At 59.5% G+C, this 25,429-nt stretch carries 20 protein-coding genes; 7 read left to right on the top strand and 13 right to left on the bottom strand.

The window, feature by feature from the left end; translation table 11 throughout:
- Positions 1 to 28: 28 nt before the first annotated feature.
- Complete coding sequence (locus tag OHL18_RS08525) at positions 29 to 3,313, bottom strand: TonB-dependent receptor (protein ID WP_263374384.1); 3,285 nt, start codon at positions 3,311 to 3,313, stop codon at positions 29 to 31.
- Between the two features lie 235 nt (positions 3,314 to 3,548).
- Here OHL18_RS08525 and OHL18_RS08520 point away from each other — a divergent pair, with 235 nt between their 5' ends.
- The 4 genes from OHL18_RS08520 (at position 3,549) to OHL18_RS08505 (ending at position 7,892) form a co-directional block, all read left to right on the top strand.
- Entirely contained in the window at positions 3,549 to 4,991 is a 1,443-nt protein-coding gene (locus tag OHL18_RS08520; RefSeq protein WP_263374383.1) for a sensor histidine kinase, read from the top strand.
- A gap of 2 nt (positions 4,992 to 4,993) precedes the next feature.
- Positions 4,994 to 5,716 (top strand): response regulator transcription factor, encoded by a 723-nt coding sequence (locus OHL18_RS08515; protein ID WP_263374382.1) that lies wholly within the window; start codon positions 4,994 to 4,996, stop codon positions 5,714 to 5,716.
- The gene (locus tag OHL18_RS08510; RefSeq protein ID WP_263374381.1) at positions 5,717 to 5,926 is read left to right on the top strand and encodes a hypothetical protein; all 210 of its coding nucleotides are present in this window, start codon (positions 5,717 to 5,719) and stop codon (positions 5,924 to 5,926) included.
- Positions 5,927 to 6,029: 103 nt separating this feature from the next.
- Positions 6,030 to 7,892: an APC family permease gene (locus OHL18_RS08505; RefSeq protein ID WP_263374380.1), complete on the top strand. Its 1,863-nt coding sequence runs from the start codon at positions 6,030 to 6,032 to the stop codon at positions 7,890 to 7,892.
- A 64-nt stretch (positions 7,893 to 7,956) separates the two neighbouring features.
- Here OHL18_RS08505 and OHL18_RS08500 read toward each other — a convergent pair whose 3' ends face one another.
- The 8 genes from OHL18_RS08500 to OHL18_RS08465 all read right to left on the bottom strand — a co-directional run bounded on the left by OHL18_RS08500 (position 7,957) and on the right by OHL18_RS08465 (position 16,755).
- A complete protein-coding gene (locus OHL18_RS08500; protein WP_263374379.1) occupies positions 7,957 to 9,138 on the bottom strand; it encodes an RtcB family protein in 1,182 nt (393 codons plus the stop codon).
- A 153-nt stretch (positions 9,139 to 9,291) separates the two neighbouring features.
- Positions 9,292 to 9,957 (bottom strand): translation elongation factor Ts, encoded by a 666-nt coding sequence (locus OHL18_RS08495; protein ID WP_263374378.1) that lies wholly within the window; start codon positions 9,955 to 9,957, stop codon positions 9,292 to 9,294.
- 155 nt (positions 9,958 to 10,112) lie between these two features.
- The gene (rpsB, locus tag OHL18_RS08490) at positions 10,113 to 11,054 is read right to left on the bottom strand and encodes a 30S ribosomal protein S2 (protein ID WP_263374377.1); all 942 of its coding nucleotides are present in this window, start codon (positions 11,052 to 11,054) and stop codon (positions 10,113 to 10,115) included.
- 201 nt (positions 11,055 to 11,255) lie between these two features.
- Complete coding sequence (gene rpsI / locus OHL18_RS08485) at positions 11,256 to 11,651, bottom strand: 30S ribosomal protein S9 (protein WP_184214416.1); 396 nt, start codon at positions 11,649 to 11,651, stop codon at positions 11,256 to 11,258.
- Between the two features lie 102 nt (positions 11,652 to 11,753).
- Complete coding sequence (gene rplM, locus OHL18_RS08480) at positions 11,754 to 12,218, bottom strand: 50S ribosomal protein L13 (RefSeq protein WP_263374376.1); 465 nt, start codon at positions 12,216 to 12,218, stop codon at positions 11,754 to 11,756.
- An 836-nt stretch (positions 12,219 to 13,054) separates the two neighbouring features.
- Positions 13,055 to 13,567 carry an ImmA/IrrE family metallo-endopeptidase gene (locus tag OHL18_RS08475; protein ID WP_263374375.1) on the bottom strand — a complete coding sequence of 171 codons (513 nt, stop codon included), beginning with the start codon at positions 13,565 to 13,567 and terminating at the stop codon, positions 13,055 to 13,057.
- Between the two features lie 160 nt (positions 13,568 to 13,727).
- Complete coding sequence (locus OHL18_RS08470) at positions 13,728 to 15,020, bottom strand: hypothetical protein (protein WP_263374374.1); 1,293 nt, start codon at positions 15,018 to 15,020, stop codon at positions 13,728 to 13,730.
- Positions 15,021 to 15,048: 28 nt separating this feature from the next.
- On the bottom strand, positions 15,049 to 16,755 hold the full coding sequence (locus tag OHL18_RS08465; protein WP_263374373.1) for a hypothetical protein: 1,707 nt from the start codon (positions 16,753 to 16,755) through the stop codon (positions 15,049 to 15,051).
- A gap of 137 nt (positions 16,756 to 16,892) precedes the next feature.
- Between OHL18_RS08465 and OHL18_RS08460 the strand changes: the two genes are divergently transcribed.
- Complete coding sequence (locus OHL18_RS08460; RefSeq protein ID WP_263374372.1) at positions 16,893 to 17,924, top strand: hypothetical protein; 1,032 nt, start codon at positions 16,893 to 16,895, stop codon at positions 17,922 to 17,924.
- On the opposite strand, the gene OHL18_RS08455 is transcribed toward OHL18_RS08460, so the two are convergent.
- The 4 genes from OHL18_RS08455 to OHL18_RS08440 form a co-directional block, all read right to left on the bottom strand.
- Entirely contained in the window at positions 17,921 to 19,465 is a 1,545-nt protein-coding gene (locus tag OHL18_RS08455; protein WP_263374371.1) for a hypothetical protein, read from the bottom strand. The two genes, OHL18_RS08460 and OHL18_RS08455, sit on opposite strands and share 4 nt — an antisense overlap.
- A 33-nt stretch (positions 19,466 to 19,498) precedes the next feature.
- A complete protein-coding gene (locus OHL18_RS08450) occupies positions 19,499 to 20,590 on the bottom strand; it encodes an ABC transporter permease (protein ID WP_263374370.1) in 1,092 nt (363 codons plus the stop codon).
- 61 nt (positions 20,591 to 20,651) lie between these two features.
- The gene (locus OHL18_RS08445; protein ID WP_263374615.1) at positions 20,652 to 21,719 is read right to left on the bottom strand and encodes an acyltransferase family protein; all 1,068 of its coding nucleotides are present in this window, start codon (positions 21,717 to 21,719) and stop codon (positions 20,652 to 20,654) included.
- A 75-nt stretch (positions 21,720 to 21,794) separates the two neighbouring features.
- Positions 21,795 to 23,324, bottom strand: a complete 1,530-nt coding sequence (locus OHL18_RS08440) for a hypothetical protein (protein WP_263374369.1) — start codon at positions 23,322 to 23,324, stop codon at positions 21,795 to 21,797.
- 261 nt (positions 23,325 to 23,585) lie between these two features.
- Here OHL18_RS08440 and OHL18_RS08435 point away from each other — a divergent pair, with 261 nt between their 5' ends.
- Positions 23,586 to 24,080: a helix-turn-helix domain-containing protein gene (locus OHL18_RS08435; protein WP_263374368.1), complete on the top strand. Its 495-nt coding sequence runs from the start codon at positions 23,586 to 23,588 to the stop codon at positions 24,078 to 24,080.
- A 163-nt stretch (positions 24,081 to 24,243) separates the two neighbouring features.
- Positions 24,244 to 25,419 carry a methionine adenosyltransferase gene (gene metK, locus OHL18_RS08430; protein ID WP_263374367.1) on the top strand — a complete coding sequence of 392 codons (1,176 nt, stop codon included), beginning with the start codon at positions 24,244 to 24,246 and terminating at the stop codon, positions 25,417 to 25,419.
- The last annotated feature ends 10 nt before the right edge of the window (positions 25,420 to 25,429 follow it).

Below are 25,429 nucleotides of genomic sequence, written 5' to 3'. Positions count from 1 at the left end.
TCCGCCGCTGTTCCGGCAATCCCAAAATCTAGAAATCAATTCTGAGAGCCGCCTGTCCAGCCCTGTTCCCCGCGTTTTCCGCCGTCTGCGGCCCCGTCAACTGCCCGAAGAGAGAGTTGTCGATCGCAGTAAGCGGCGGAGCAAAGTTGGTGTGGTTCAGGACGTTCGTGAACGTCGTCTCGAACCGTGCATGCACCCGCTCCGTCACCAGGAACTGCTTCGCCACGCCCAGGCTCACCGTCGCCGTTCCCGGCCCCTGGAGAACACCAACTCCTGCGTTGCCAAACCTGCCGGCGCCGACGGGAGTAGCCATGAACGATTGCCCGTCGTACGTCACGGCTCCATCCGTCCCGTTCGGTACACGATCCGGACGGAGCAGAGCGCCACGGTTCACCACGTTCGTGTTCGATTGGTCCGCGGAGCTGCTGATGCTGGGCGTGAGCCATGGGCCCGTCTCCAGCAGCGCAATGGTGGTCACGTCCCAGCCACCGATCACGGCGTCCGTCAGGCGATTTGCGTTCATGTACTTCCGTCCGCTGCCGAACGGGAGCTGATAGACGCCCGTGAGCAGCATCCGGTTGCGGCGAGTGCCCTCCACATTACCCAGGTTCCTCTTGATATTGAAACGATCCGTGATCGGCAGACCGTAGTTCACCTCGCTAGCAAAGGAGCTGGGAGCATCGCCCTGGTTGTCAGCCACGTTCTTGGCGTAGGTGTAATTTGCTTCGTAGTAGAGCCCATGCTGCATGCGATGGGTCGCCTCTACTTCAAAGGCGTGATAGTTGGACTCGCCAGCGTTCAGCGTGGTGTAAAGCTCGAGCCAGTTGGTATAGGGCGAACGCGGATCGACGTAAGGGCTTGTTGCCGTCGTCGTGAACGGCGTGGTGCTCGCCGGGATCTGGTTCAGGTCCTCGGTGATGCTCAGCCGGTAGGTATGCATACCCACGTAGCTGGCACGCACCGCCGTGGCGCTGGTCAACTCGCGCTCCACGGTAACGTTCCACTGATTCGCCTGCGGATCGCGGAAGTTCGGGTCCACTCCCTGGTCAAGACCGCCGCCGCCAATCTGCACCGTAGTGCTTGGGGGCGCAGTGTTTGGGAAGACGATCTGCGGCGTGTTCGCGCCAGCCGTATTCACGTTGGAGTAGGTGTGCAGGTTCGAAGTCGGGTTACCGCTGTTGTTGAACGACAATGGTCCGAGGTTCGTCATGGTGTAGATGCCAAAGCCCGCCCGCAACACGGTCTTCGTATCGTTGAAGGGCCGATAGGCAATGGACACCCGAGGCTGGAAGTTGCCCTTGTAAGTATTGCGAAGACTCTGCGGCAGGTGGTCCTGGCTCGCCGTCAGATACTTCGTGCAAGGCAGGCTGTTGACGTTCAGATTGCATGCGTTGAAGGACTGTTGGAACGCCACATTCGACGATGTGATGTTTTGGGCGGTCAGGTACGCCGCCAGTGAATCGGGAACGACGATCGCATTGTTCTTCTGGTCGAAGTTCGCAAGGTTGCCGCCATCCTCCTGGAAGCCAGGCAGAATCTGCCAGCGAAGGCCATAGCTCAACGTGATGCGGCTGCTCAGTTGGAACTCATCTTGGGCGAAGATGCTGTACTGGTTCGCGGTGCCACCTACATCAGGGCTGGATACAGCGAAGTTCAGCGTGGTTGGAGCACCTTCAAGGAAGTCTCCAAACGCGTTCCCCGTGAAGTTCGGTTGGAAGGTGAAGCTGCCAAAGTCATCCGAGGCGAACGCCGGGGCAAAGCTCTCCAGGTCGAAGTACCGCACATGCCGCACATCAAGGCCAGCTTTCAGCGTGTGCTTGCCCAGGGTGTAGGTGACGTTGTCGCTGAACTGCAGCGTCTTCGACTGCGTCACGCCAGCCTTGTCGCGGCCGATCGGAGTGAAGTTCGTCCCTGCATTGAAGTTGAAGGTCGGGAACGCATGAGTCAGCGGGTGTTGGCTGATATCAACCCCCGTCAGGTCCAACTGGCTCAGCGCCTCGGAACCTTGGATAGGAAAGTCCACGCTTGTAGTGACATTGGTGAACCCAAAACGAAACTCGTTCAGCAGTTTGGGCGTGATGGTGTAAGTATGCGACACCAGCAGGCTGCGGTTGTGGATAGAGTCGATATCGTTGGGCAGGAAGGGGTTCGCATAGTCTGCCGTGATGTTCTTGCGGCTGAAACGCGCGTACGCGGACTGTTTCTTCGAAATCGTCTGGTCCAGGCGAAGGTCGGCGCCATCCGTTCTCGCGGGCGTGGACTGAAAGTTCGTGTAGTTGATCGTGCTCGCAGTGGATCCATCACCCACGTTCGGCAGCGGGATATAGTTCAGCACAGCCTTTGCCGTGGGACTGACCTGAGACGCTGCGATCTGCGGACCGCCAATGTCGGAGAGATCGCCCGCGCGGTCCTTCACTGTCGGCACAACGAACTGCTGCAGCGTCGCCGTGCTGCGACGATTCCCTTCGTAGTCCGCAAAGAAGAACGTCTTGCTGTGTCCGTCGTAGAGGTACGGAACAACGACGGGTCCATTCAGTGAGAATCCAAACGTGTTGAACTTCTTTGGAGCCTTGCCATCAAAGCCATAAGGGTTCGCATCCAGAGCCTGGTTCTGCAGATACTCGAAGGCGCTGCCATGGATATGGTTGGTGCCGTTCTTCGTAGTGAAGGTAACATCGCCAATCTGCGAGAACTCGGCGCTATTGTTGAACGCTGTCACCTTCACAGCGGCAATACCTTCCTGCGAAGGATAGGCGTCCTGCAGCGCACCGTTCTGACGAACGTTCGCCGTTGAGATGCCGTCGACCGAGAAGTTCACCATCGAAGAACTTGCGCCGCCAAGGGCGATGTTGCCTGAACTGTCCGTCTGCACATTGGGCGAGAGAGCCAGCGAACCAAGCGGACTCGTCGTCGTCGCGCGATTGTTTAGCGGAAGCTGCGTCATCTCAATGTTGGTCTTCGAATCACCGAGCGTCGCATTCTCCGAATTGATCTGGTCGGCGCCCGAGGTCACCTCGACCGTCGTGGTCTCTGCGGCCACATTCATCGTGGTGGGAATACGCAGGTCCTGCCGTGCCTCAATCGAGATGCCCGAAACAACTGTATCCGCGAATCCGTCGCGATGCGCGCGCAGACTGTACTTGCCGGCCTTCACATTCTCGAAGACGAAGTTGCCGTCGGTATCGGTGTCGACAGCGCGATCGGTGTTCTCATCCATGCTGTGCAGCGTCAGATGCGTGCCGGGAATCGCTGCCCCAGTCGAATCCTGCACTGTACCGCGCATGCTGCCGAACGTGGATTGTCCGTGCGCCATCGCCGCGGATGCGACGAGGAAGAGTAAAAGAATTGCTTTTGAAATAGCTGATCTCGTGCTGCCGATCAAATGCCCGTGCGTCGAACAGCCTCTAAAGAAGTTCACTTTGAATCACCTCATATGCCAAAAAACCCGGCACTTCCAGTGAACCTCTTATGCCGTTAGCGAGGCATAACCTTCTCCTTTACGGTTTGCTTATGACGCTCTCGCTATAGTCGCAATGGGACAGCATATCGTGGCACCAGGCAAAATCCGGCAGAGGCTAGCAAAGGCGGTAGCCGGATGCGCTATCGCCATTGTGATCACCCTCTTTGCGTTTCGGCTGCACCTGAACCTCTCCGCGGCGACGTCGCTTCACCTCTTCCTCATCGCCGCGATCGCCCTGCGTTGGGGCTTCTTCGAAGCCAGCGTCGTCTCCGTGCTCTCCGTTCTGTGCCTCGACTACTTCTTCACCGATCCGCTCTTCGTCCTCTACATCACGGACTCCCGCGACTGGATCGCCATTGTCACCTTCGAGGCTGCGGCGCTTCTCGTCAGCACACTCTCGAACCAGGCCAGCCGACATGCCCGGCAGGCGGAACTGCATCGCGACCAGTTGCAGAAGCTCTATGAATTGAGCCAGCAGATCCTCCTGCTCGACCGTGATGCAGCCATCGAGCAGCGCCTCACCAGCATCATCCTTTCAACGCTGCAGGTACGCGGCGTCGCCCTCTGGAACGCCTACGACCTTCACCTCGCCCGCAGTGGCGAATGCACTCTCACCGACGATGAGGTGCGTTCAACCTTCTATCGCGAAACCACAAACGATGATGAAGCCACCACGACCTCACAGCGCGTGCTGCGCGCAGGTACACGGCCCATCGGAGCGCTCGTTCTGTCCGGCCACGCGCTGGACGCGGCGACCATCACCGCTGCCGCGTCGCTGGTCGCGGTCGCGATAGAGAGAGCGCGTTCGTTCTCGACAGAAGCCGACGCCAAGGCCGCGAAGCAGAGCGAACAACTGCGCGCCGCAATCCTCGACGGCCTCGCCCATGCCTTCAAAAGCCCGCTGACCACGATCCTCACCTCAAGCTCCGGGCTGCTGGCCATGAACACGCTCTCCGGCACCGAGCAAAGGCTCGTCACGCTGATCGACCACCAGGCGAGCCGGATGAACGAACTCGCCACACATCTGCTGCTGACGGCGAGGCTCGACGGCGGCGACCTGAAGCTACGGCGCGAGCCGATCGATTTGAATGAGGTGGTTCAGGAGACCACTGCGGCATCTTTCCCAGAGATTACCGGCCATGCAATCGAAGTGGTGATCCCGCCCCAACCAGAGCTCGTGAAGGCAGACAGAAAGCTCATCCAGATGGCCCTGCTGCAACTGCTCGACAACGCCTGCAAGTACGGCAAGCCCGGCTCTCGCATTATCGTTCGTGTCTTCGAAGAGAGTTCGGAGCTCCTGGTGACCGTCAACAACGAAGGCTCCTTCATCCCCGCGGAAGAGAGAGAGAAGGTCTTCCAGCGTTTCTATCGCGGCCCGGAATCAGCCCGCGCTATCTCGGGCACCGGCATCGGACTCTCCGTCGTGCGGCGCATCACGGAAGCCCACCGTGGCCGTGCCTGGGTCACCAGCGATCACGCCAGCGGAACCACCTTCACCATCGCGCTACCCAGAATCGCAGGAGGCATCTAGCCATGGAACAAAACAATCGAATCCTGGTCGTCGAAGACGACGCCGGAATTCGCCGCAGCCTCTTCGAGACACTCGGTGCCCTCGGATTCTCCGTCGGCGAGGCCCACAACGGCGAAGAGGCCCTGCAGCGCCTCCGCATGGTGACCTACAACGCTGTCCTTCTCGACATCAACATGCCCGGCATGGGTGGCATCGAGACCTGCCGTCGCATCGCGCAGCAACATCCCGGCCTTCCGATCATCATGCTGACGGTGCGCGACGAGGAAGACGACATCGTCGAAGCGCTCGACGCGGGAGCCTCTGACTTCGTCACCAAGCCCTTCCAGATCCGCGAACTTACCGCCCGCATTCGCGCCGCGATACGCCGCCCGCATGCACCGCTTGCCAGCGCTGAACCTCTAAGCGTCGTCGGCGAAATCTCTCTCGATGCCGATCGCCGCCGCGTCGAAAAGCGAGGCGAAGAGATCCACCTCGCTCCGAAGGAGTTCGAGACACTCCGCTACCTGATGCAGCACGCAGGCCGACCAGTGCGTCATGATCGCCTACTCGCCGCCGTGTGGGGGCCGCTCTACGGCACAGAGCGAGAGTACCTCCGCGTCGTCGTCAATCAGCTGAGAAAGAAGCTCGAGGACGACCCTTCTCGCCCTGCCTACATTCTGACGGAGAGCCACATCGGCTACAGGTTCCGGCCAAGCCTGGACGAAAAAGAGGAGGCAGGTCGCTAAATGTTCAAATCCACCGCCGATGAAAAGCCCACGCAGGTTAGCCAAGCTCACCCCAGATTCCTCTTCTTTCTCAAGGCGAAGAAGATCTCCAACTCCGATGAGCCTCCCGCGAAAGATAACGGCTGGACCGAACTGGCAGCCATGATTCTCTTCGCCGCCGTGCTCTTCGCCATCGTCGTCCTCGTCTATCGCGCGTTCCGCCCCGCATGACGAACGCCTGCAGATGGCTGCCTGCCTTTACGACTTGCTTATGGCGATCGCAGTAGTCTACCGGGGTTGTCATCTGTCCTTCTAAAGGACGGTCGGAGCACAAATGTCCTTCTTCCACCTCGTAGCCGGCAAACCCCTCGCAACCTCTGAAGAACGAGCGGAGCATATTGGCCCCATCTCCGGCATCCCGGTCTTCGGCCTGGACGCGCTCAGCTCCGCCGCATACGGTCCCGAAGCAGCGCTCACCCTGCTCATCCCGCTCGGCATGGCCGGCGTCGCGCACATCGTCCCCATCAGCTTCTCCATTATCGGCCTGCTGGCCATCGTCTTCTTTTCCTACCGCCAGACCATCGAGGCTTATCCCAACGGCGGCGGCAGCTACACCGTAGCCAGCGAAAACCTGGGCGAGACGGCCGGCCTCCTTGCCGCGGCTGCGCTCATGATCGACTACATCCTCAACGCCGCCGTAGGCATCTCCGCGGGCGTCGAGGCTCTCGTCTCCGCCTTCCCTTCCCTGCTTCCCCATAGCCTCGCCTTCTGCCTCGGCATCCTCGCCATCCTCACCCTCATCAACATGCGCGGCACCAAGGACACGGGCATCGCGTTCCTCATCCCGACCTACATGTTCATCGGGACACTGCTGTTCGTCCTTGGACTCGGAGCCTACCGCGTCATCGCATCCCACGGACATCCCATCCCCGTCATCGCGCCGCCACGCCTGCCCATCGCTACGTCGATGCTCTCGCTCTGGCTGCTGGCCAAGGTCTTCTCCAGCGGATGCGCGGCCATGACCGGAGTCGAAGCCGTTTCGAACGGCGTCGCAGCCTTTCGCGAACCCACGCAACGCAACGCGAAGAAGACGCTGACCATCATCATCGTTCTGCTGATGGTCCTGCTCGGAGGCATCGCCCTGCTATGCCGTGCCTACAGCATCGGCGCGACCGACCCCACCAGCGCCGGCTACCAGAGCGTGCTCTCTCAGCTTCTTGCAGCGGTCATCGGACGCGGCTGGTTCTACTACGTCGGCAGCGCCTCCATCCTGCTCGTGCTCGCACTCTCGGCCAATACCTCCTACGCGGACTTCCCTCGTCTTACCCGTGCCATTGCGATGCACGACTACCTGCCGCACGTCTTCAAGATCCGTGGTCGACGCCTGCTCTACTCCCACGGCATCGTCGCTCTGGTGGGATTCACCGCAGCTCTGCTGATCGCCTTCGGTGGAATCACGGACCGCCTCATCCCGCTCTTCGCCATAGGAGCGTTCCTGGCCTTTACGCTCTCGCAGGCCGGGATGGTCATCCACTGGAAGAATCAGACCGGCCCGGGCCGCCACTACCGGATGGTCATCAACGGCATCGGCGCCGTGGCCACCGGCATCACGCTGCTCGTCGTTCTGGTGGCGAAGTTCGCGGCAGGCGCATGGATCGTAGCCATCCTCATTCCCGTACTGATGTTCCTGATGATGGGCATCAAACGCCACTACAAAGGCGTCGAGACCGCCACTACCACCGACTGCCCCATGCGTGTCGACAACCTCGCATCGCCGCTGGTCATCGTTCCGCTCGACCGCTGGTCCCGCATCACCGAGAAGGGCCTTCGCTTTGCCATGAAGCTAAGCGATCACGTCGAAGCCGTCCATGTAGACGCCGAAGAGTGCCGCAACGAGGTAGACGCAATGTGGAATCTCAACGTGGCCACGCCCCTGTCGCAGGCGGGCAGAGAGGTGCCAAAGCTGGTCTTCGTCCCCTCGCCCTATCGCTTCGTCCTGATGCCTCTGGTTGACCATATCTTCCAAATCGAGCAAGAACATCCCGACCGTCAGATCGCCGTCCTCGTCCCTGAGCTGGTCGTAAAACACTGGTGGCAGGCACCTCTACACAACCAGCGAGCACAGCTGCTGAAGCTCCTGCTTCTGTTGCGCGGCAACCAGCGCATCATGGTAATCAACATCCCCTGGTATCTATAGCTGCGCCTCAAATGAAAAGCCCAGACCATAGTCTGGGCCTTTCTCTTGAAGCTGCTTTAGAGACTCAATCCTTGTAAGGATCGAACTCGTTCGCTCCGGCCATCGCAACGCCCAGCGGAGTCAGCGTGTGCAGCACACGGATCGTTTCTCCATGCGCCGCCAGCACCTCATCCAGACGCTTGTAGCAGTGAGGCGACTCGTCCACTCCGCCGCCGCGAAGCACGACGTTCGAACGGGTCAGCCACTCCTGCATCATCTCCGGCTTGATGAGCCCCTCGCGCTTGACCTCACCGGTCTTGCGATCGGTAGTACCAGTCGCCTGCTTACGTCCCATCACACGGCCAGCTCCGTGCACCGTGCTGTAGAGCGCGGTCACTGACTCCGGGCTATCGACGCCTTCGAGAATCACGGACATCTCGCCCATCGTCCCGCCGACAAAGCCACGCTGCCCCGGAAATGCAGGCGTCGCTCCCTTACGGCAGACCCAGAGCTTCTTGCCGTTGTGCTCTTCCAGCCACGCGAAGTTGTGGTGGTTGTGCACTTCCTCCTCGATCGACGCTCCCAGCAGCTTCGCAACACGCGCGCAGACCCAGTCACGACCGGCATACGCATACTCTCCGCCGAGTTGCATGGCGTGGATGTACTGCGTACCCAGATCGCTCTCAACGTCGAGAAAGACAGGATCGACCATCATTCCGTCCGACGCTCCAGCCGCCTTCAGGAACCACGTCGCAATGCCATGACCAAGACCACGGCTGCCGAAGTGTACTCCGACCCAGACGCGATCCTGCTCGTCGACGAAGATGTCGACGTAGTGGTTGCCGCTGCCGATCGTCCCCAACTGCGCGTTCGCCTTGTGCCGCAGAGGCTTCGCCGCTTCCGTATTCCAGCCTTCGTGCGTGTCAGTGACGAACGGTGAGTCATCGTTGCGCTCACGGTTCTTCCGCCCAACGCCAAACGAGAGCGTCTGCCAGATATCATCCATGATCTTGTGGATGTTCTGACGGACTTCCGCACCCGGAATGTCGAGACGCACCGCCTTGTTGCCGCAGGCGATATCGAACCCGACAGCGGTGGGGCTGATGCGGCCCTCGGAGGCGATCACTCCGCCGATCGGTACGCCGTAACCAAGATGGCCATCGGCCATCAGAGCGAAGTACTCCGCGTGCCGCGCGCAGACCTTCGCCTGCTCCAGCGTGTTGTCTTCATGCTTTCCCCAAACAGGGATCTCATCGATGAACTGCATTGCTGTATTCCTTTCTCGACGGGAATCAACGAGCGTTGACTCGCGATCTTCCAGTCAGGCTGGGTGCGGCCGTCGCGCGAATCGCTTCGAACGCAAATGAAAAGCCCAGGCTGTCGCCTGGGCTTGTTGGTCAAACGGGTTAGTAAGCTAGGCTTACGCCTGGGGTGCTTCCTCCGATGATACTTTAGCCGTGGCTAGGGTCGAGTTCGGTTCGCCTATCTTGAACCGTGCGAAGCGGCGAACGCTGATGTTCTCGCCAAGTTTGGCAACCTTCGACGCGATGATCTGCGCGATGGACTGCGACTGGTCCTTGATGAACGGCTGCTCCAACAGGCAGAACTCCTCGTAGAACTTGCCGAGCTTGCCCTCGAGCATCTTCTCGACGATCGCCGCTGGCTTGCCGCTGGCGGCAGCCTGGGCGCGATAGATCTCCTTCTCGCGCTCGATGTCGCCTTCGGTCACCTCGTCTTTGCCCACGTAGCGCGGATCAACGGCGGCGATGTGCATGGCGATGTCCTTCAGCAGCTCCTGGAAGTCCTCGGTGCGGGCCACGAAGTCCGACTCGCAGTTCAGCTCGAGCAGCACGCCGATCTTACCGCCAGCGTGGATGTAGGTCCCCACAGCGCCCTCGTTCGTGGAGCGCGATGCCTTCTTGGCAGCCGAAGCCATGCCGCGCTTGCGCAGCACGACGAACGCGCCTTCCATATCGCCCTTGGCTTCCTGCAGGGCCTTCAGACAGTCGCCCATCGGCGCGCCGGACTTCTCGCGGAGTTCCTTCACCAGCTTGGCATCAACTTTTACTGCGGTCTCGGTAGACATGATCATCCTTGATAGTGCATTTGCTTCGGCCAGCCCTTAGGGACGGCACTTGTAGGAGTGGCGCGGGCAATTTGCCCGCGCCACCTAAACTAATCGAGTCTGATTACGGCACGGCTAACGCTGTGCGCGTAACCGGCTCCATTCGTGGAGGCAGATTATGCGGTGGCTTCTGCGTGAACGGCTTCCGGCTCTGGCTCGCTCTCGACAGCAACGGGAGCCTTGCGGATTCCTCCGCCGAGAACGGCGTCAAGGTCAACGACCTCTTCGTCCTCAACCGACGCTTCAGCAACGCCAGCCGACTCGGCAACCTCAGCGAGAGCGGGATCAGCAAACTCACCCTCTTCGCCGACGTACTCAGGAGCAACCTCGATCGGCTGAATGTCCGAAGTCTCGGTCGCAAAGGCACGCTCGGAGACCATCTGGACGCCTTCAGCAGCGGAGTCCGCGATCTTCGTGGTGAACAGGCGAATCGCACGCAGCGCGTCGTCGTTACCGGGGATCACGTAGTCCACAACCGTCGGGTCGCAGTTCGTGTCGACGACCGCAACGACCGGGATGCCGAGCTTGCGCGCTTCCGCAACGGCGATCGCTTCGTTGTTCGAGTCGACGATGAAGAGCGCATCCGGCAGCCGCTTCATGCTCTTGATACCCGAAAGGTTCGTCGAGAGGTGCTTGCGCTCGCGCTCGAGCTTGATGACTTCCTTCTTGGTCAGCAATTCGTAGCGGCCATCGGTCGACATGTCGTCGAGCTCCTGGAGACGCTTCACCGACTTCTGTACCGTAACCCAGTTGGTCAGAAGACCACCCAGCCAGCGGCTGTTGATGTACGGCATGCCGGCGCGGTTCGCCTCTTCGGCGATCGCATCCTGGGCCTGGCGCTTGGTGCCGACGAACAGGATCAGCTTGCCGGTCGAGGTCAGATCGGTAACGAACTTCGAAGCTTCCTTGAACATCTTCAAGGTCTTCTGCAGGTCGATGATGTAAATTCCGTTGCGCTCGCCGAAGATGTACTCCTTCATCTTGGGGTTCCAGCGCTTGGTCTGATGCCCGAAGTGAACGCCAGCTTCGAGCAGTTCTTTCATTGTGATGTTTGCCAAATTGAGCTCCTTGGTGAAGACAGCCGGGTGCAACCACCGGTGCCTGGATTGATCCCTTGCAATCAAGCTTCGGGAGATTGAATTCCTTACCCCGAATGAAAGTGCGGTCCGGGGGTGATGCGAGTGAAGCAGCTGTACGTTGTAAGTGGTCCGTTGAACGCAAAACGCACGACGTAAAACTTACAACGTACAACGAAGCACTTAGCGCTTGGAGAACTGGAAGCGTGCGCGAGCACCCTTCTGCCCGTACTTCTTGCGCTCCTTGCCACGCGAATCGCGGGTGACAAGGCCTTCCGACTTGAGCGCCTTACGCAGCTCAGGGTTGAACTCCATCAGTGCACGGGCGATGCCGAGCTTTACCGCATCGGCCTGGCCCATCACGCCGCCACCCTTTACGGTGGTGAAGACGTCGAAGGTCTCTTCGATGCCGGCGATGCCGAGCGAACGCTTGGCGGCGGCGCGCTGCTGCGCGGTCACGAAGTAGACGTCTACTTCCTTCTTGTTGACCGTGAACTTGCCGCTGCCGGGACGGAGGAACACGCGCGCAATCGACGACTTGCGACGGCCGGTTCCGTAGTACTGGATCAGATCTGCCATACTGCTCCTTAAACCTGCTTCAGGGCGTTGCCCCGAATCTCGTAACTCAAACTCTCTCAAGCGATTGGCGAACGATCAGCCCAATCGCACAACGATGTCTCTTTAGGCGTTAGCGGCTGCCTTCGGCGCGTTCGAAGCGTGGAACTCATACGGCACCGGCTGCTGCGCCAGGTGCGGATGCTGTCCGCCCTTGTACACCTTCAGCTTGGTCGCCATCTGACGGCCCATCTTGCTCTTCGGCAACATGCCCTTCACAGCCTGCTCAACGATCGCCTCAGGACGGCGGGCGAGCAGCTTGATGAAGCTCTCCTCACGCAGACCGCCGGGGAACCCGGTGTAGCGGCGATACAGCTTCTGTTCACCCTTTAAGCCGGTCAGAACGATCTTCTCGGCGTTGACGATGACGACATGGTCGCCCATATCGATATACGGGGTGTAGAGCGGGTTGAGCTTGCCGGCGAGCATCGAAGCAGCCTGGGTCGCGAGACGGCCCAGCGTCTTGCCGCTGGCGTCGAGTACGTACCACTTGCGCTTGATATCTTTTCCGCTCGGAATCGTAGTGGACATCGTTGTTTACTCCCTGATTCTGCCGTCTTCAGTGTTCGGCGTGGTGCATGAAGAAAGGTGGTGCTGATTTTTAGTACCGTGCGAGGGGCAAAAAGCTACCCTCCGCGAAACCTGGGATCCGCCCCGAACTCAAACATTCCAAACCACATCCGATCAGCGCGAATGAGCAAAATCGCTCGAATCACGCAAAGGACGGGACGCCTGAAAGGGCTGAACCGGCTGCTGGAACGCGCATTGCCTGTGGGATGGGTGCTTCAGGGGCGGCCAAACTGCCGGCGACTCCTACTGGATCCATCGAATGCTGCTGCCACCGCTGTCCCTTGGAAGTACCTGCCTGGAGAGCCTGCCCCGCAGGACAGAAAGACACAGACGTGCAGACGCGGGACTGCGCGAGTCTTAAAGATAGCCGAGAGTGCCCGGAGAGTCAACGAGGATCGACATTCGGTGAGGCCGCAATTGAAATTGCAACCTAACGACGACCGCTGCGGCCGAATATGAATGACATTCCGCTTATTATCAGCGCTAGGAAGCGTTCGACCATCTTCGACCAATATTCAGCAGATTCTGGCTTTTGGCTTCGAGAGGCCATCCACACAGAGATGACTACCGCAGCTATTCCTGCGACCACTACGATTGTTGCCACTGCGATAGGTGAATTCGCTTCGCCACCAACCAAGCGCCCTATCACGCCTAGTTCAACAGTCCGCATGGCCTCTTTGTGACGATTAGCCTCGACGGCCAGACGATGTTGCAGACCGGCGGCGTCAGCAAGAGCAGCATTCAGTTCCGGATCAGTGGAATCCGTGTTCGTAATAGCGCTTTTGGCTTTGTCCCGTTCAGATGCCATACAGGAATGAGAGACGTGCCTTGATCGCAGGGACAGACACTGCAAAGAGCCGGGATAGTTCAGAGTGTGATAGGTCTGAGTAATATTCGTCCATCATGAACCGGGGCATAAGAAGATTGGCAGCAAACGCGTCTGCTTCCTTCTCCCTGAAGTCCCGATTTTGCTCGAGAGGATTTCGCAGAAGAACTTGATACTCGGAAGATCGCGCCCACTCTTCATGGAGCACTTTATGCCCTAATTCATGAGCTATTGTGAACGTTTGCCGAAGCGGAAATTCATCTCGATTTACAACGATCACGTCATCTTCGCCGTCATAGAATCCCGAAATTCGCTCGCTTTCACTTGCTTTGAAAGTGACAAATCGAACGGGAATCTTAAGAATTTCTTCCGCAATCGAAATCGGATTCACAGGAGGCACACCGATCCCTGCATTGAAAAGAAGTTCCAGCGCTCTAGATTGCGCAAGCCCATAGTTTGGCTTTTGGATTGTGGCCGACATCATGCACCTCCCCGTGCTCAATGGCGAACATTAAGCGAAAATATTCTTTCAAGAGGATACCATACGCTTGAATGGCTCCGAGCTTTGAAATGCAAAATGTTCACAACGCGACACCTACTCTAAGCCCACAACTAACTTTTCGAGCATTCTGCCTCTTCAGGTGCTACCCCTTCCGAATCCGCCCCACCGCCTCCCAAAGCAGCCACAGATACCCCGCAATCAGCAGCAACTCCAGCAACAGCATTAGAACCGCCTCCGACTCCCCCGCCAGCAGCGCCTGATGAAACTTCGCCGAGTTGAACTGCGCCAGCGAACTCGCCCAATAGCTGTGCTCCGTCACCGAAACGACACTAAACACTGCGAAAGCCGCCACCTTCCACCGCTCACGAACCACTCCCCCGCCAACGACCAGCAGGCAAACCGGAAACAGCGCCAGCATCAGGTACGGCGGCCACGACTTCTTCGAAAACACCAGAAACGCCAGCGTCAGCGCCGCCATCCCGTAGGTCAGGGTTCGCATACGGGTCGCAGTATCGGCGCGAAGCGCCGCCCTGGCTGTCAGCCCAAAGATCCCCAGCAGCACCAGGAGCACAAACGCATCGCTCAGCCTCGGCGGAACGCTGATCCCGAAGATCGCCTCAATCACATAAGGCAGATCGCCCGCCGACCAGAGATCGCCCTCCGCCGCCAGCGGGGTCAGGATCGGCGCCCCCGCCAGCAGAAATCCGCCATACACCACCCCGCAGACCACCACCGCCCCCGCCGCCATCTTCCACCGGCGCGGCACGGAGAAGAAGAACGCCGGAGCATACAGTAGCGGCAGGAACTTGATCGCCGCCACGGACGCTCCAAACGATGCCCCCGCCGCGAAGACGTGCGACCGCAGCACCAGCAGCGCCGACAGCGCGAGCAGAACCGCGATCACCACATTGTCCTGCCCGTCGATCATGACGAACTGCAGGCTGATCGGGCTGGCCAGGTAGAGCAGCGCCGCTACACGAAGCTCCCCCTCCGGCAGAAAAACTCTGCCAGCGCTCAGCCACAGGGGAAGGATGGCTAACTCAACCAGAGCGGAGAACAACACAATCGCAAGCGGCGAATGCCATGCCGAGATCAATCCCGCATCGAGATACGGATGCAGCGGCGCATAGCTGCTGACGAAGTCGCGATAGGGCAGCAGTCCCGCCAGCACCTGCCGTGCCTGCCCAAAGTAGTACCCGGGAACGTCACCGCGCGGCGCTATCCGAAACACAAGAAATATGAGCGCAAAGAGTCCAAGCCTGCTCAATGCGAATAGCCCAAAGACCATCCGGTCGAAGCTCTCCTGCGAGAGGGTCCTCAGCCTGGGCCAGAGTGTCAGTAGCACGCTCGCCAGGGCAGCCACGATGCCAAGTGCGATGCGGGCAGTAAGTGCTTGTGAGCCGTTCATCATTCCTTCAGTCAGCTTACGCGACACGGTAGTTCAAACTGCCGCGTCGACAACCTCAGTGAGCCAACTGGATCGTGCTTGGCTGCTGCCCAAGCTCCGTCTGGAGCCGCTTAGGGACCAGTTTGTGCTGCTTCCGCCGCGGAACCTCATCGACCGGCGGATCGAGCCGGTACAGAATCAGCAGGTTCCTCTCCGGATCATCGAACGCCGGAAACGCCGCAACCCGCTGCAGGTGATACATCGGCGCCAGCGCGTCCATCTTGTCATCGTCGACCTGGTTCCAGGTCGCATACCACCCTGGCTTGTACGCGGCCACGCGGTCTTCGAGAGCCATCGTTCCAAAGTCATCGCAGATCGACGGCAACCCGGTCATCAACGATAGATCCGACCCACTGATCGACAGCACAAGGTGATTCCGGGCAGCTTTGTCGCCCTCAACCACGCCCTTCAGCCGCTTCGCTGCGTCCAGAAAGGTGTACTCCGGCTGACCAATAAACTTCGCCGTCTGCAGCGTGTTCACGGAAAGAATCGCCGCGAGTGCCGTTCCGGTGATCGCAACAAACGTGCCTCGCGCAATCGGCAGGGCAGGCGTCAACCATCCAGGTGCCGCGAAATAGATCTCTTCCGCCACAATTACCGGCAACATCGTCAGCGGAACCGCAATCACCAGGTAGTATCTCGGCTGCAGATTGTTGTGATACGCCAGGAAGCCAGCATAGCCGAACGCCCAGAACATCAAGGAGGGAATCAGCGGATTCCGAAATAGCCTTCGGCAATAGATCACCGCCACGAACATAGCGAGCAACGCCGCCGGATAGGTCAACTTCCCCATCCAGATCCCATCTCGAACAGTCGTCGCCACAACCTCCCAGGCGTTCTCTCGCGTGATGCCCGTGTACGCGTTCGCGCTGAAGAGATAGCGATAGTCCTCAAGAAATCGCGGCTTGACGACAAGGTAGAAGTAGCCGGCCCATATCGCAGCCGCCACAATCGCCGCCGGAATCCCGATCCGAAAAAACCTGATAATCCGATGCCCCGAAGCCGCCCAGAGCATCCAGGCGATCGATGGCACAAGAAACACTGCGGTCGTCTTCGTCAGGATCATCGCAGGGAGCAGAACTCCCAGAGACATCGTCGCCAACCATCGCCGCTCCGCCGTCGCCGCCAGTAACGCCAGCATGCCCAGCAAGACCAGCGACGGCTCAAGAATAGCCAACCGTGTAAACGCGTAGCAGAAAGGACTCGCCGCAAGCAGTGCAACACCCGCTGAAGGAGCCACTGCAAAATAACCGTCCGCACCGGTCCGGCCAGTGATCGAACACCGCCGCATCAATAGGTACGCAACCAGCAACGTCGCTCCGAACACGCTGACCGAAAGCGCCCTTGCCGCAATCAGACTCACGCCCGTGAACGAGAACAAGCACCACTCCAGCAGCGGCCACACCGGCAGCGCCGCAGCCGGATTGAAATCCCCGCGAAGATACCAGTGCCCAAGCTGAATCTGCCGGATCGCTCCATCGCCATACCAGCCTTCATCCGTGTACTTCGACCAGTCCATCCAGGGCGAATGGTTCGGGAAGTCCGCGCTCAGATGAACGAAGTGAAACGCGAAGAAGACTGCCGCAACTGCAAGGAGACACCATCGCGCCAGCCTCGCCGGAAGCGCATCTCTCCTGCGCCGCGCGCCGGACTGCGCCTCTCTTCGGTCTTCCGCTGAAGAGTGGGAGTTCGGGTTGGGTAATGCAGTAGGGGCAACGTTCAAATTCGCGTCTCCGGACGATTTTTGTCGCCGATCAAGGTCAAAAGAAGCTGTCTGGGTTTCCTGTATAGTAACGGAACTAAACCGACCGCCGCGCTTCATCAACGCAGCCTCTTGCGAAAGGCCCCTGCCCGCTCCTAATGTCCGCTCCTACACAATCCCCTACGAACCTGCGGAATCCGCGGTCTCCGGAAAAGATTACGAAGACCCTCCTGGCATGCATCGTCTTCGCCGCAACGTTCCTCGACTACTGGAGCTACAGCCGGCAGTTCTACAGCGAGCCGCAAGCCTTCCGTGACGTGCTCGCCGGAACCGCCGCCGCTCCCAACCAATATCGAGTGGGCGCGATTTGGCTGGCAAACTTCATCGCCACGCACGGCCATGTGGGCCTTCGTCACGCCATGACGCTGCTAGACGGCCTCTCAGGCCTGTTGGCGGTCTTTCTCCTTTACTCACTCCTGCGCAACTCGGCCCTCTACCGTACCGCGAGCAACTCCCTTCGTTGGGCCGGTTCGGCGGCGTTTCTTGCGATGACTCAGTTCTATCTCGCCTGGCTCATCTGGTATCAACGCCCAGAGACACTTCCCTCCGCCGCCCTCGTCGTGGCCGCTCTCTGGCTGCTAACGCCGCTTCCGGATGCCTCTTGGCCAAGGCCCGCATGGGCGACCTTCGCCGGCATATTGCTCTTCTCCTCCGCTCAGGGCCTGGTTAGAGCGGACCTCGCAGTCGCAGTCAATCTAGGCCTTCTGCTCGTCTGCCTCAGCGGGTTAAAGGGATTCTCGCTATCCCGCTGGACGATGGCCGCGACTGCCTTGGCAGGCGTTCTGCTCAGCGGCGGCATCCAGTTTTACCTGATGCACGTCGCCTATCCCCACGCCAGCTACGGATCGACTCCGGTCTTCCAGCTAGTCCTGAACGTCACCGATCATCTCAGGATCTTTCCGTTCCTGATCTTCATGCTGCCCTGGGCCTGGACGATGAACTTCTTCATTCGCCGCCGCGAAGCTCTGCCCGGCCCATCGGCGGCGTTGCTCGGAGGCTCGACGATCTTCCTTCTGCTCTGGTGTGTCGTAGGCAAGATCGACGAGGTCAGAATCTTTCTTCCCTTCGCCGTCGCCCTCATTCCAGCGACCGTGCAGGCCGCAATGCAGACAGCCACGGAAGATATCTAGCGCGCGACAGGGGCGGCTGGGAGGATGCTTTCGAGCGACTCGGGCGATCCCGCCGTCGCCGAGCACGCCGCCGGAGCGACCTTGGGCCGCACCACCAGATAGTGCGTGTCAGGAGTCGTCACGTTCGTGAACTCATATCGCCCGCAGACCTTCCATTGTGAGAGGTCCATCATCCGCGCTAGCGGGGCCAGTTGGCTTACGTTTGCGAAGATAAAGTCCGGGCTGGTCTCCACGCACGCATGAGCCCGCTCCAGGCTGCTCAACCGGGCAGCCTCTCGACCATTCACCAACCCAGCGAGATCGCATATCTTCGCCCCCGTAAAGTAGCCGATGTAACCAATATCTGAAGCAATCCCCCGCTCATTCCGAAGCAGGCTCAACCGCTCCGCCTCGAACTCTCGCATCATCTCGCCGCGATGGGTCAGGACGCGATGCATCGCAATCGCCTCGAACGGTAACTCGATCGCCAGCAAGACCAGAAACCCATACACCAGCCACCGCCCTCGAGGATCGCCAGCTTCACTGCTCCCAAGCTCAAGGATGTTCCAGACGATCGCGAAGAAGAACGTCCACGCAAAGTACCGCACGCCCTGAATCTCCTGCCCTCTCAAAGCCGCCAGCGCCAGCACCACCGGAAAGAAGCAGTTCGCCAGCAGGAGCTTCAATGAGATGCCTCGCCGCATCAACACCAGCGTTAGAGTGATCAACCAGAAGATCAGCATCCCCGCGCCAAAGGACATCGCGCCACCCAGCGTCACGGCCGTATCGTGGATCGGGTTGAACCAGTGGGCAATCCCGTGCGACTTTGCCAACGCAGTGTCCGGCAGCAGCGTGTGCATGGTCGCATAGATCAATCCGATCGCAGCAAACGCCCCCAGCAAGAGATGGGCCGAACCCGCTCCTGCGGCCAGGTTGCCTTTGCCGTTCCGCCCCGCATTCATTGAAACCAGCAGGAGCAAAAACCCGACGGCACAAAGAAGCGACAACTCTGTCCGCAGCACCACGGTGAAAAACCCCAGCGCCACCATCGCGATGAATCGAATCGCGCTGTGCTTCGCCCCGTCACCATCTGCCCGCGAGCTCTCGCCATGCAGCAGCCAAGCCAGCACCGTCGCGAATCCGGCCACGATCCCCGTCTCCATGCCATCATCCAGCCAGCGCACCGCGCCCGGCAGAACGATCATCACCAGCAAGGTCAGAGCAGCCAGGCGCGCTATCGAGCCCCAGTTCTTGCCACGCGACCAGAATCCCCACGCCAATCCTGTAAAGAGCAGCACATGAACCGCGCTCGAGACTCCCCGAGCCAGATTCGCCGAAGCCGAAAACTCCCGCAGCGACGCCAGCAAAGCCACGTACAGAAGGCTTGATGCCCCATAGTCCCGATGCACGCCGTCATACGTAATGAAGTGGCAACGGACGAGATTGTCCGCGTAGCGGAGATGGATCAGCGCATCGTCCTGGATCGCGGGCCATGAGAGAAAGACCCATCCCAGCAGCCACACAGCCAGCAAGGGAATCACGATCCGATATGTTCTCACCATGCGAAGACAATCCTCTGTGCCTGGAACGTTAGCCTATTCGTAAGCCAGAGCGTCGATCGGATCTTTGCTTGCCGCTTTCAGCGCCGGATAGAAAGCCCCCAGCAGAGCTCCAGCGAACGCGATCACGACCGCCTTCCATACGTAGGGAAGATTGATCACGAAGTCGAGCGTCGGGAACCGGTTCTGCAGAATCGCGCTCAACGCGAAGCTCCCCACCACGCCGACCACGATGCCTGCGACCGCAAGCAACCCGGTCTCACGCATCACGATCCCGATGATGTAGCTCTTCGACGCTCCCATCGACTTCAGGATCCCGATCTCGCGCGTCCGCTCCATCACTGCCGTATACATCGACTGGAAGATCACCATGAACCCGATCACCGCCGCGATGCCGATCACCACCTCAAGTCCGATGTTGAACCCTGGCAACCGAGCCGGCGTCATCATGTCCAGATACTCAGCCGTCTTGAGAACGCTATAACCCTGCAAGCCATCGATCGCCTGGATGCCCGCCTTCACATCATCCTCGTACTTCGGCGCGTCGTCGGTCTTCAGGTAGAACGCCGTGACTTTACCTTCGGTCCCGGTCAACTGGCCCATGGTATCGATCGGGATGAACTTGCGGCCACCCTTGCCATGCTCCACGATGCCGCAGATGCGGAACGGATGATTCAGCACAGTAAGCGAATCGCCTACCTTCTTCCCCGCCGCCGCGTACTCATCCACGATGATGTCGTACTTTTCCTGGAACGGTCCGCCGGACAGAAACGTGTACGGAGCCAGCGCGTTGAAGGTCGCGAAGTCGATGCCGTAGATGTTATCGAGCGCTCCGGTGATCTGGATGTTTACGGGCGCAACCACCTTGACGTGTGGCACCTGCGCGATGATGTTGCCAATCTTGATCGAGGCGCTCGCCGAACTCAACCCAACAAAGTTATTCGTCGTCGGGGGCCGCACGAACATATCCATCCCGATCCCGTTCGTGCGGTCCTTGAAGCCGTTCAGCTTGCCCATCAGGATCGCCGTGATCGACAGGATCATCACCACTTCAATGGCGACTGCGAAGACGCTGATGACCGAGCGCAGCGGACGATGTACCAGATTGCCGAATACCAGTTTGTTCATGCTCTCCTAGTGTAACTGCCCGAGCCACGCTTCTAGGCTTTGAGATCAGCCGACCGCCTGTTTACCTGGCCCGCTCGAACGGAATCTCCGGTGCCAGACGCTGCTTCAGGTCCGTAAATCTCTTTTCAATTCCATAGAAGCTCACCACCGCCACCCCATAACTCAGCAGCGCGAAGGCGGCCAGACGTGAAGCCAGCGAAAAACCTGCAAGGTGCAGCGCAATCACTCCGATGATGGCCGGGTGATACACGTACAACCCATAGCTGACCCGCCCGATTGCGCGCATCGGAGGTGACGCCAGCAACCCGTTCACAATCCATCCATCGTGTGTCAAGAGCCAACCCACCAGGCAGGCGTACATCCCCGTAGCCGCGGTAAACTTCGTCACCTGCACCCAGGCAACCCCCTGTCCGTGCGACGCCCACGCTCCACCCACCAGCAACAGCGCCGAGGCCGCCGCTCCTGGCAAGAAATATCGCCGCGCCCGCGAAAGCTGACCGCGGTGCAGATACAGCGCCAGTAGTCCACCGGCAGCCAGACCATCAAGTCGCGTAAAGGTCAGGTAGAAAGGACTTACCTGGGTGTGAACCACTAGGATTCGAAGCAACGTAGAAAACGCAATCGCTCCCCACATTGCGCCTGCCAGCCATCGTCTAGGAAGGAAGAGAACCAGAAATGGCCAGACCAGGTAAAACTGCTCCTCTACCGCCAGCGACCAGAAGTGGTTCGGCCCCCGCAAGGGATAGTTCAACGCCATGGGAAAGTTCTGCAGGTAGACCCAGAACCACCACGAAACACCGGCCCCAAGCAGACTGGCGCCCACAAGATACCCAAAGTAGAGCGGAAAGATGCGGAGAGATCGCCGAACATAGAAGTTCCGAACCTCTTCCCATCGCGCATGCTGCGCTTTAAGCAGGATCGTGGAGATGAGGAACCCTGAGAGCACAAAGAAGAGGTCAACCCCGGTCTGTCCCAGCATCAGCAATCGCATCGGAACAAATGTCTGGGAGAAATGAAACGCCATCACCATCACGGCGGCGATCGCCCGCACACCGTCCAGTTGCGGGTAATAGGGCCGTCGATCACGGGAGGCGACCTCTTCGGCCACGACCGGCTTATCTGAAGTCACCAAGGCAACCTCGCTCCCGCCAGGTTGCATCTGCGGACCATCACTTCGAAATCCCCCATGCCTTGCGGGAAACCTCTACGGAAACTCAACGTCGCCCTCGCGCAGAGCTACCTGCGAACGCCTCGTCAAGACATTTCCAATCACTGGCAACACATAGACCGAGAGCAGCGTGACAAAGATGACCACCATCGGGCCAAAGGTCGTCAGGTAAAACGGCCCGTTCATCATGCCCTCTGGAGCGATGTGCGCGCACATGGCGAACATCAGCAGCCCCCATGGAGATTTTCGAGTATCTCCGCAGATGAAATCCATCACAAAGAAGCAGCAGAACCAGAGCGCCGGAGCGACCAGCAGCACGCCCGTCCAGCGCGCCATATGGAACGCGTCGGCTGTAGGGCTGAACGAGACGCCGGTAGTGTTGTCGTCTTCGCCGGCCGTCGAGTAGTGTGCCAACCCGATCTCGTGCGAGTAGATATTGCCCAGCGCGATCAGCGGCTTGTCCGGCCAGATAAAGTGCGGCACCAGGTTATAGACGTCGTAGAGCAGCGGCATCAGACCGAAGACGTGTCCTTGCTCGGTGACGTCAATCAGAGCATCGTCAATCGAGATCATCTGGAGACGGTCGAAGATTCCCTGCGATGTATTGAAGTAATGAATCGAGTAATCGTCGACCTCAATCGCCTCACGCCCTGCTTCAGCCGTCCTTTGCCGCGCGCCTTCGAGATCGGTCAGCAGCGTATAAGCGTTCTCGGCCGTCTGCGAGAACGTCGGCGCGGCCACCACGCCCTTTCCTGCCTGAATATAGGGAACGAGGTAATAAAACGTGAAGGCCATTCCCAGCATGAACGTCGCGACCTGCCCCGTCGAAAACCGGTAGCGCAGCGCCGCGGCCGCAGCCATGATGCAGATCAGCGGCTCGAACAGGCCCTGCTTCGAGGTCGCGATGATCCCGGAGAAGATCATGGAGAGGATCGCTGCCACGGTGACAGTCACGTTCAGGAATCGCCGGCCATTGCTCCGTTTGATCGTGTACGTCACGCCAAGGATCAGTCCCAGGGGAATGAAGTGGTTCACCTGATTCAGCGCGCTCAGCACGGTTCCTGAGTTGTTTGCGTAGATCTCCTCGGCCGTCTCGCCTCCCCTGACCGTCAGAACGCCAGCAAAGTAAATGACAAAGCCCACAACCACACAGCCGATGCTCGCCCCATCCAGATCGATACGCTTCGTCAGGTCGTCGAGAAGTCCCTTGGCGGGCAGGACCAGGTTCTTCAGGTAAGCAACGCATAACATCCCGAAGATTCCGGCTACATACACCATCATCGTGGTCTGGGGAGCCAGAAGATTCGAGTCCGCCGGTTCGCCAAGGATCGCCTTGTACGTCAACCCGACGATGACCGCAAACATCGCGTAAAAGAAGATATAGGAGCCGGAAGGACGCGCGAATCCCCCAGCGACGTTGAACGCGACGGTAGCGATCAGGATGAATGCCAGACTCATCAGGCTGAAGGTGAGCGGCGTACCCTCGATCACCTGGATCAAAGACAGCAACACCGCAAACGCACAGCTATAGGAAAGCGGGATTCGAATTGGAAACGGGATGCGCACTCGGTCGGCTCAGGGCTCCAGCATAGTCGTGAAACGGCGGTTGTCGACCACGGGCGAAAGCCTACAGCGTGGCAAAACAATAACAATTCAGGGCAGCGGTGCGGCAAGGCAATGGCCGTGAGCTCCTGTATGCCTTTGGTAATCAGCCGGCTTCCGTTCTGGGACGAAACGCTGACACATCAGGGCTATAGAACCAGACGCAAACCTATATTATAGTAATGACGTTGACAGGTCCTCGCCAGGTGGCTGACAGCGGAGAGCATGGTTCAATTCGGGCACGAGTTGCGTCTGGAGCGGGAGCAGCGTCGCGTCTCGCTCGAGGCCATGTGCGCTTCAACGAAGCTTTCCGTCAGACAGCTGCTCGATGTCGAGGCTGGTAACTTCCGCGAGCTTCCCGGCGGAATCTTCCGCAAAGGCTTTGTCCGCAGTTACCTCCGTGCCCTACAGCTCGACGAGCCACTTTGGCTCGAACGCTTCGAATCCAGCTACCGCGCCAGCGGACTTGCAGACAGCCAGGAACCCGACTGGGCCGGTTTTGCGGAGAACGTTCGAAACAACCGCCTCGCCGGAAAGTCTTCTGGATACAGCAGAAAATGGCTCGGCGTCCTGGGCATGGCCGTTCTTGTCGCGCTGCTCGCCGCCTGCGTCTGGAAGTTCGTTCTGCTGCCAAGAATGCACCCCGATCAGCATGCCGGCATCTCGCAACCGGTATCTGCCTCGCCCCTCCTGGTAGCCCTCGCGCCGCTGCAAATGTAAAATAATACGATTGGATCCTCCGCACCTCGATGGAACTGATCGGCGACGCTCGCAATCCCCTTGGACTGCATCCGTCATCCTCTCCTCCGTCGGGTCAGAACGTCCGCGTATTAAGTAATTTTGCGTTCTCTAATCAGTGACCGATCGTTTCGAAGGAGCAGTTTTGGCTAAGCGTGACCGTTTTCTATTTACCAGCGAATCAGTGACCGAGGGACATCCCGACAAGATCGCCGATCAGATCTCCGACTCCATCCTTGACGCTTGCCTCGCGCAGGACCCCTACAGCCGCGTCGCGTGCGAGACCCTCACCTGCACCGGCCTCGTCGTCATCGCCGGTGAGATCACCACCAAGGCCTACGTCGACTTCCAGACCCTCGTCCGCGAAACCGTCTCCGCCATCGGATACAACGACGCCACCCATGGCTTCGACTCCAACACCTGCGCCGTCATCTCGACCATCAACAAGCAGTCTCCGGACATCGCCATGGGCGTCGACACCGGCGGCGCTGGCGACCAGGGCATGATGTTCGGCTACGCCTCGGACGAGACCCCCGAACTGATGCCGACGCCGATCTCGCTCGCACACAAACTCGCCCAGAAGCTCTCGGAAGTCCGCAAGTCCGGCCTGATGGCCTACCTTCGTCCCGACGGCAAGAGCCAGGTCACGGTCGAGTACGACTCCAACCACAAACCTGTCCGCGTCGACGCAGTCGTCATCTCGACCCAGCACGCCGAAGAAGTCGGCAACGACCAGCTTCGTGCTGAAGTCCTGAAGAACGTCATCCAGGCTGTTATTCCCGCGCACCTGCTCGATGCCGACACCAAGTACCACATCAACCCAACTGGCCGCTTCGTCATCGGCGGTCCCATGGGCGACTCCGGCCTCACCGGCCGCAAAATCATCGTCGACACCTACGGCGGGATGGGCCGTCACGGCGGCGGAGCCTTCTCCGGCAAGGACGCGACCAAGGTCGACCGTTCGGCCGCCTACATGGCCCGTTACGTCGCCAAGAACCTCGTTGCAGCCGGCCTCGCCAGCCGCGTCGAAGTTCAGCTCGCTTACGCCATCGGCGTCGCCGAGCCGGTCAGCGTTCTGGTCGACACCTTCGGCACCGGCAAGGTCGCCGATGATCTCCTCGAGACCCTCGTCCGCAAGAACTTCTCGCTGACGCCCAAGGGCATCATGGAGACACTCGACCTCCGCCGTCCCATCTTCAAGGCGACCGCTGCCTACGGCCACTTCGGCCGCGAAGGCGAGGGCTTCACCTGGGAGAAGACCGACAAGGCCGCCGCGCTCGCGGAGCAGGCCGGTATCACCGCCGAACTCGCAGCAAAGTAACTGCGCGGCA

This window comes from Granulicella aggregans, assembly GCF_025685565.1.
Taxonomy (GTDB): domain Bacteria; phylum Acidobacteriota; class Terriglobia; order Terriglobales; family Acidobacteriaceae; genus Edaphobacter; species Edaphobacter aggregans_B.
This window is presented reverse-complemented; position numbering and strand designations above follow the sequence as displayed.

Excerpts from the sequence above, each read along its gene's own strand:
- OHL18_RS08525 (WP_263374384.1), bottom strand. The coding sequence starts at position 3,313 with ATGGCGCACGGACAATCCACGTTCGGCAGCATGCGCGGTACAGTGCAG.
- OHL18_RS08515 (WP_263374382.1), top strand. The coding sequence starts at position 4,994 with ATGGAACAAAACAATCGAATCCTGGTCGTCGAAGACGACGCCGGAATT.
- OHL18_RS08510 (WP_263374381.1), top strand. The coding sequence starts at position 5,717 with ATGTTCAAATCCACCGCCGATGAAAAGCCCACGCAGGTTAGCCAAGCT.
- OHL18_RS08505 (WP_263374380.1), top strand. The coding sequence starts at position 6,030 with ATGTCCTTCTTCCACCTCGTAGCCGGCAAACCCCTCGCAACCTCTGAA.
- OHL18_RS08500 (WP_263374379.1), bottom strand. The coding sequence starts at position 9,138 with ATGCAGTTCATCGATGAGATCCCTGTTTGGGGAAAGCATGAAGACAAC.
- OHL18_RS08495 (WP_263374378.1), bottom strand. The coding sequence starts at position 9,957 with ATGTCTACCGAGACCGCAGTAAAAGTTGATGCCAAGCTGGTGAAGGAA.
- rpsI (WP_184214416.1), bottom strand. The coding sequence starts at position 11,651 with ATGGCAGATCTGATCCAGTACTACGGAACCGGCCGTCGCAAGTCGTCG.
- rplM (WP_263374376.1), bottom strand. The coding sequence starts at position 12,218 with ATGTCCACTACGATTCCGAGCGGAAAAGATATCAAGCGCAAGTGGTAC.
- OHL18_RS08475 (WP_263374375.1), bottom strand. The coding sequence starts at position 13,567 with ATGATGTCGGCCACAATCCAAAAGCCAAACTATGGGCTTGCGCAATCT.
- OHL18_RS08460 (WP_263374372.1), top strand. The coding sequence starts at position 16,893 with ATGTCCGCTCCTACACAATCCCCTACGAACCTGCGGAATCCGCGGTCT.
- OHL18_RS08455 (WP_263374371.1), bottom strand. The coding sequence starts at position 19,465 with ATGGTGAGAACATATCGGATCGTGATTCCCTTGCTGGCTGTGTGGCTG.
- OHL18_RS08450 (WP_263374370.1), bottom strand. The coding sequence starts at position 20,590 with ATGAACAAACTGGTATTCGGCAATCTGGTACATCGTCCGCTGCGCTCG.
- OHL18_RS08435 (WP_263374368.1), top strand. The coding sequence starts at position 23,586 with ATGGTTCAATTCGGGCACGAGTTGCGTCTGGAGCGGGAGCAGCGTCGC.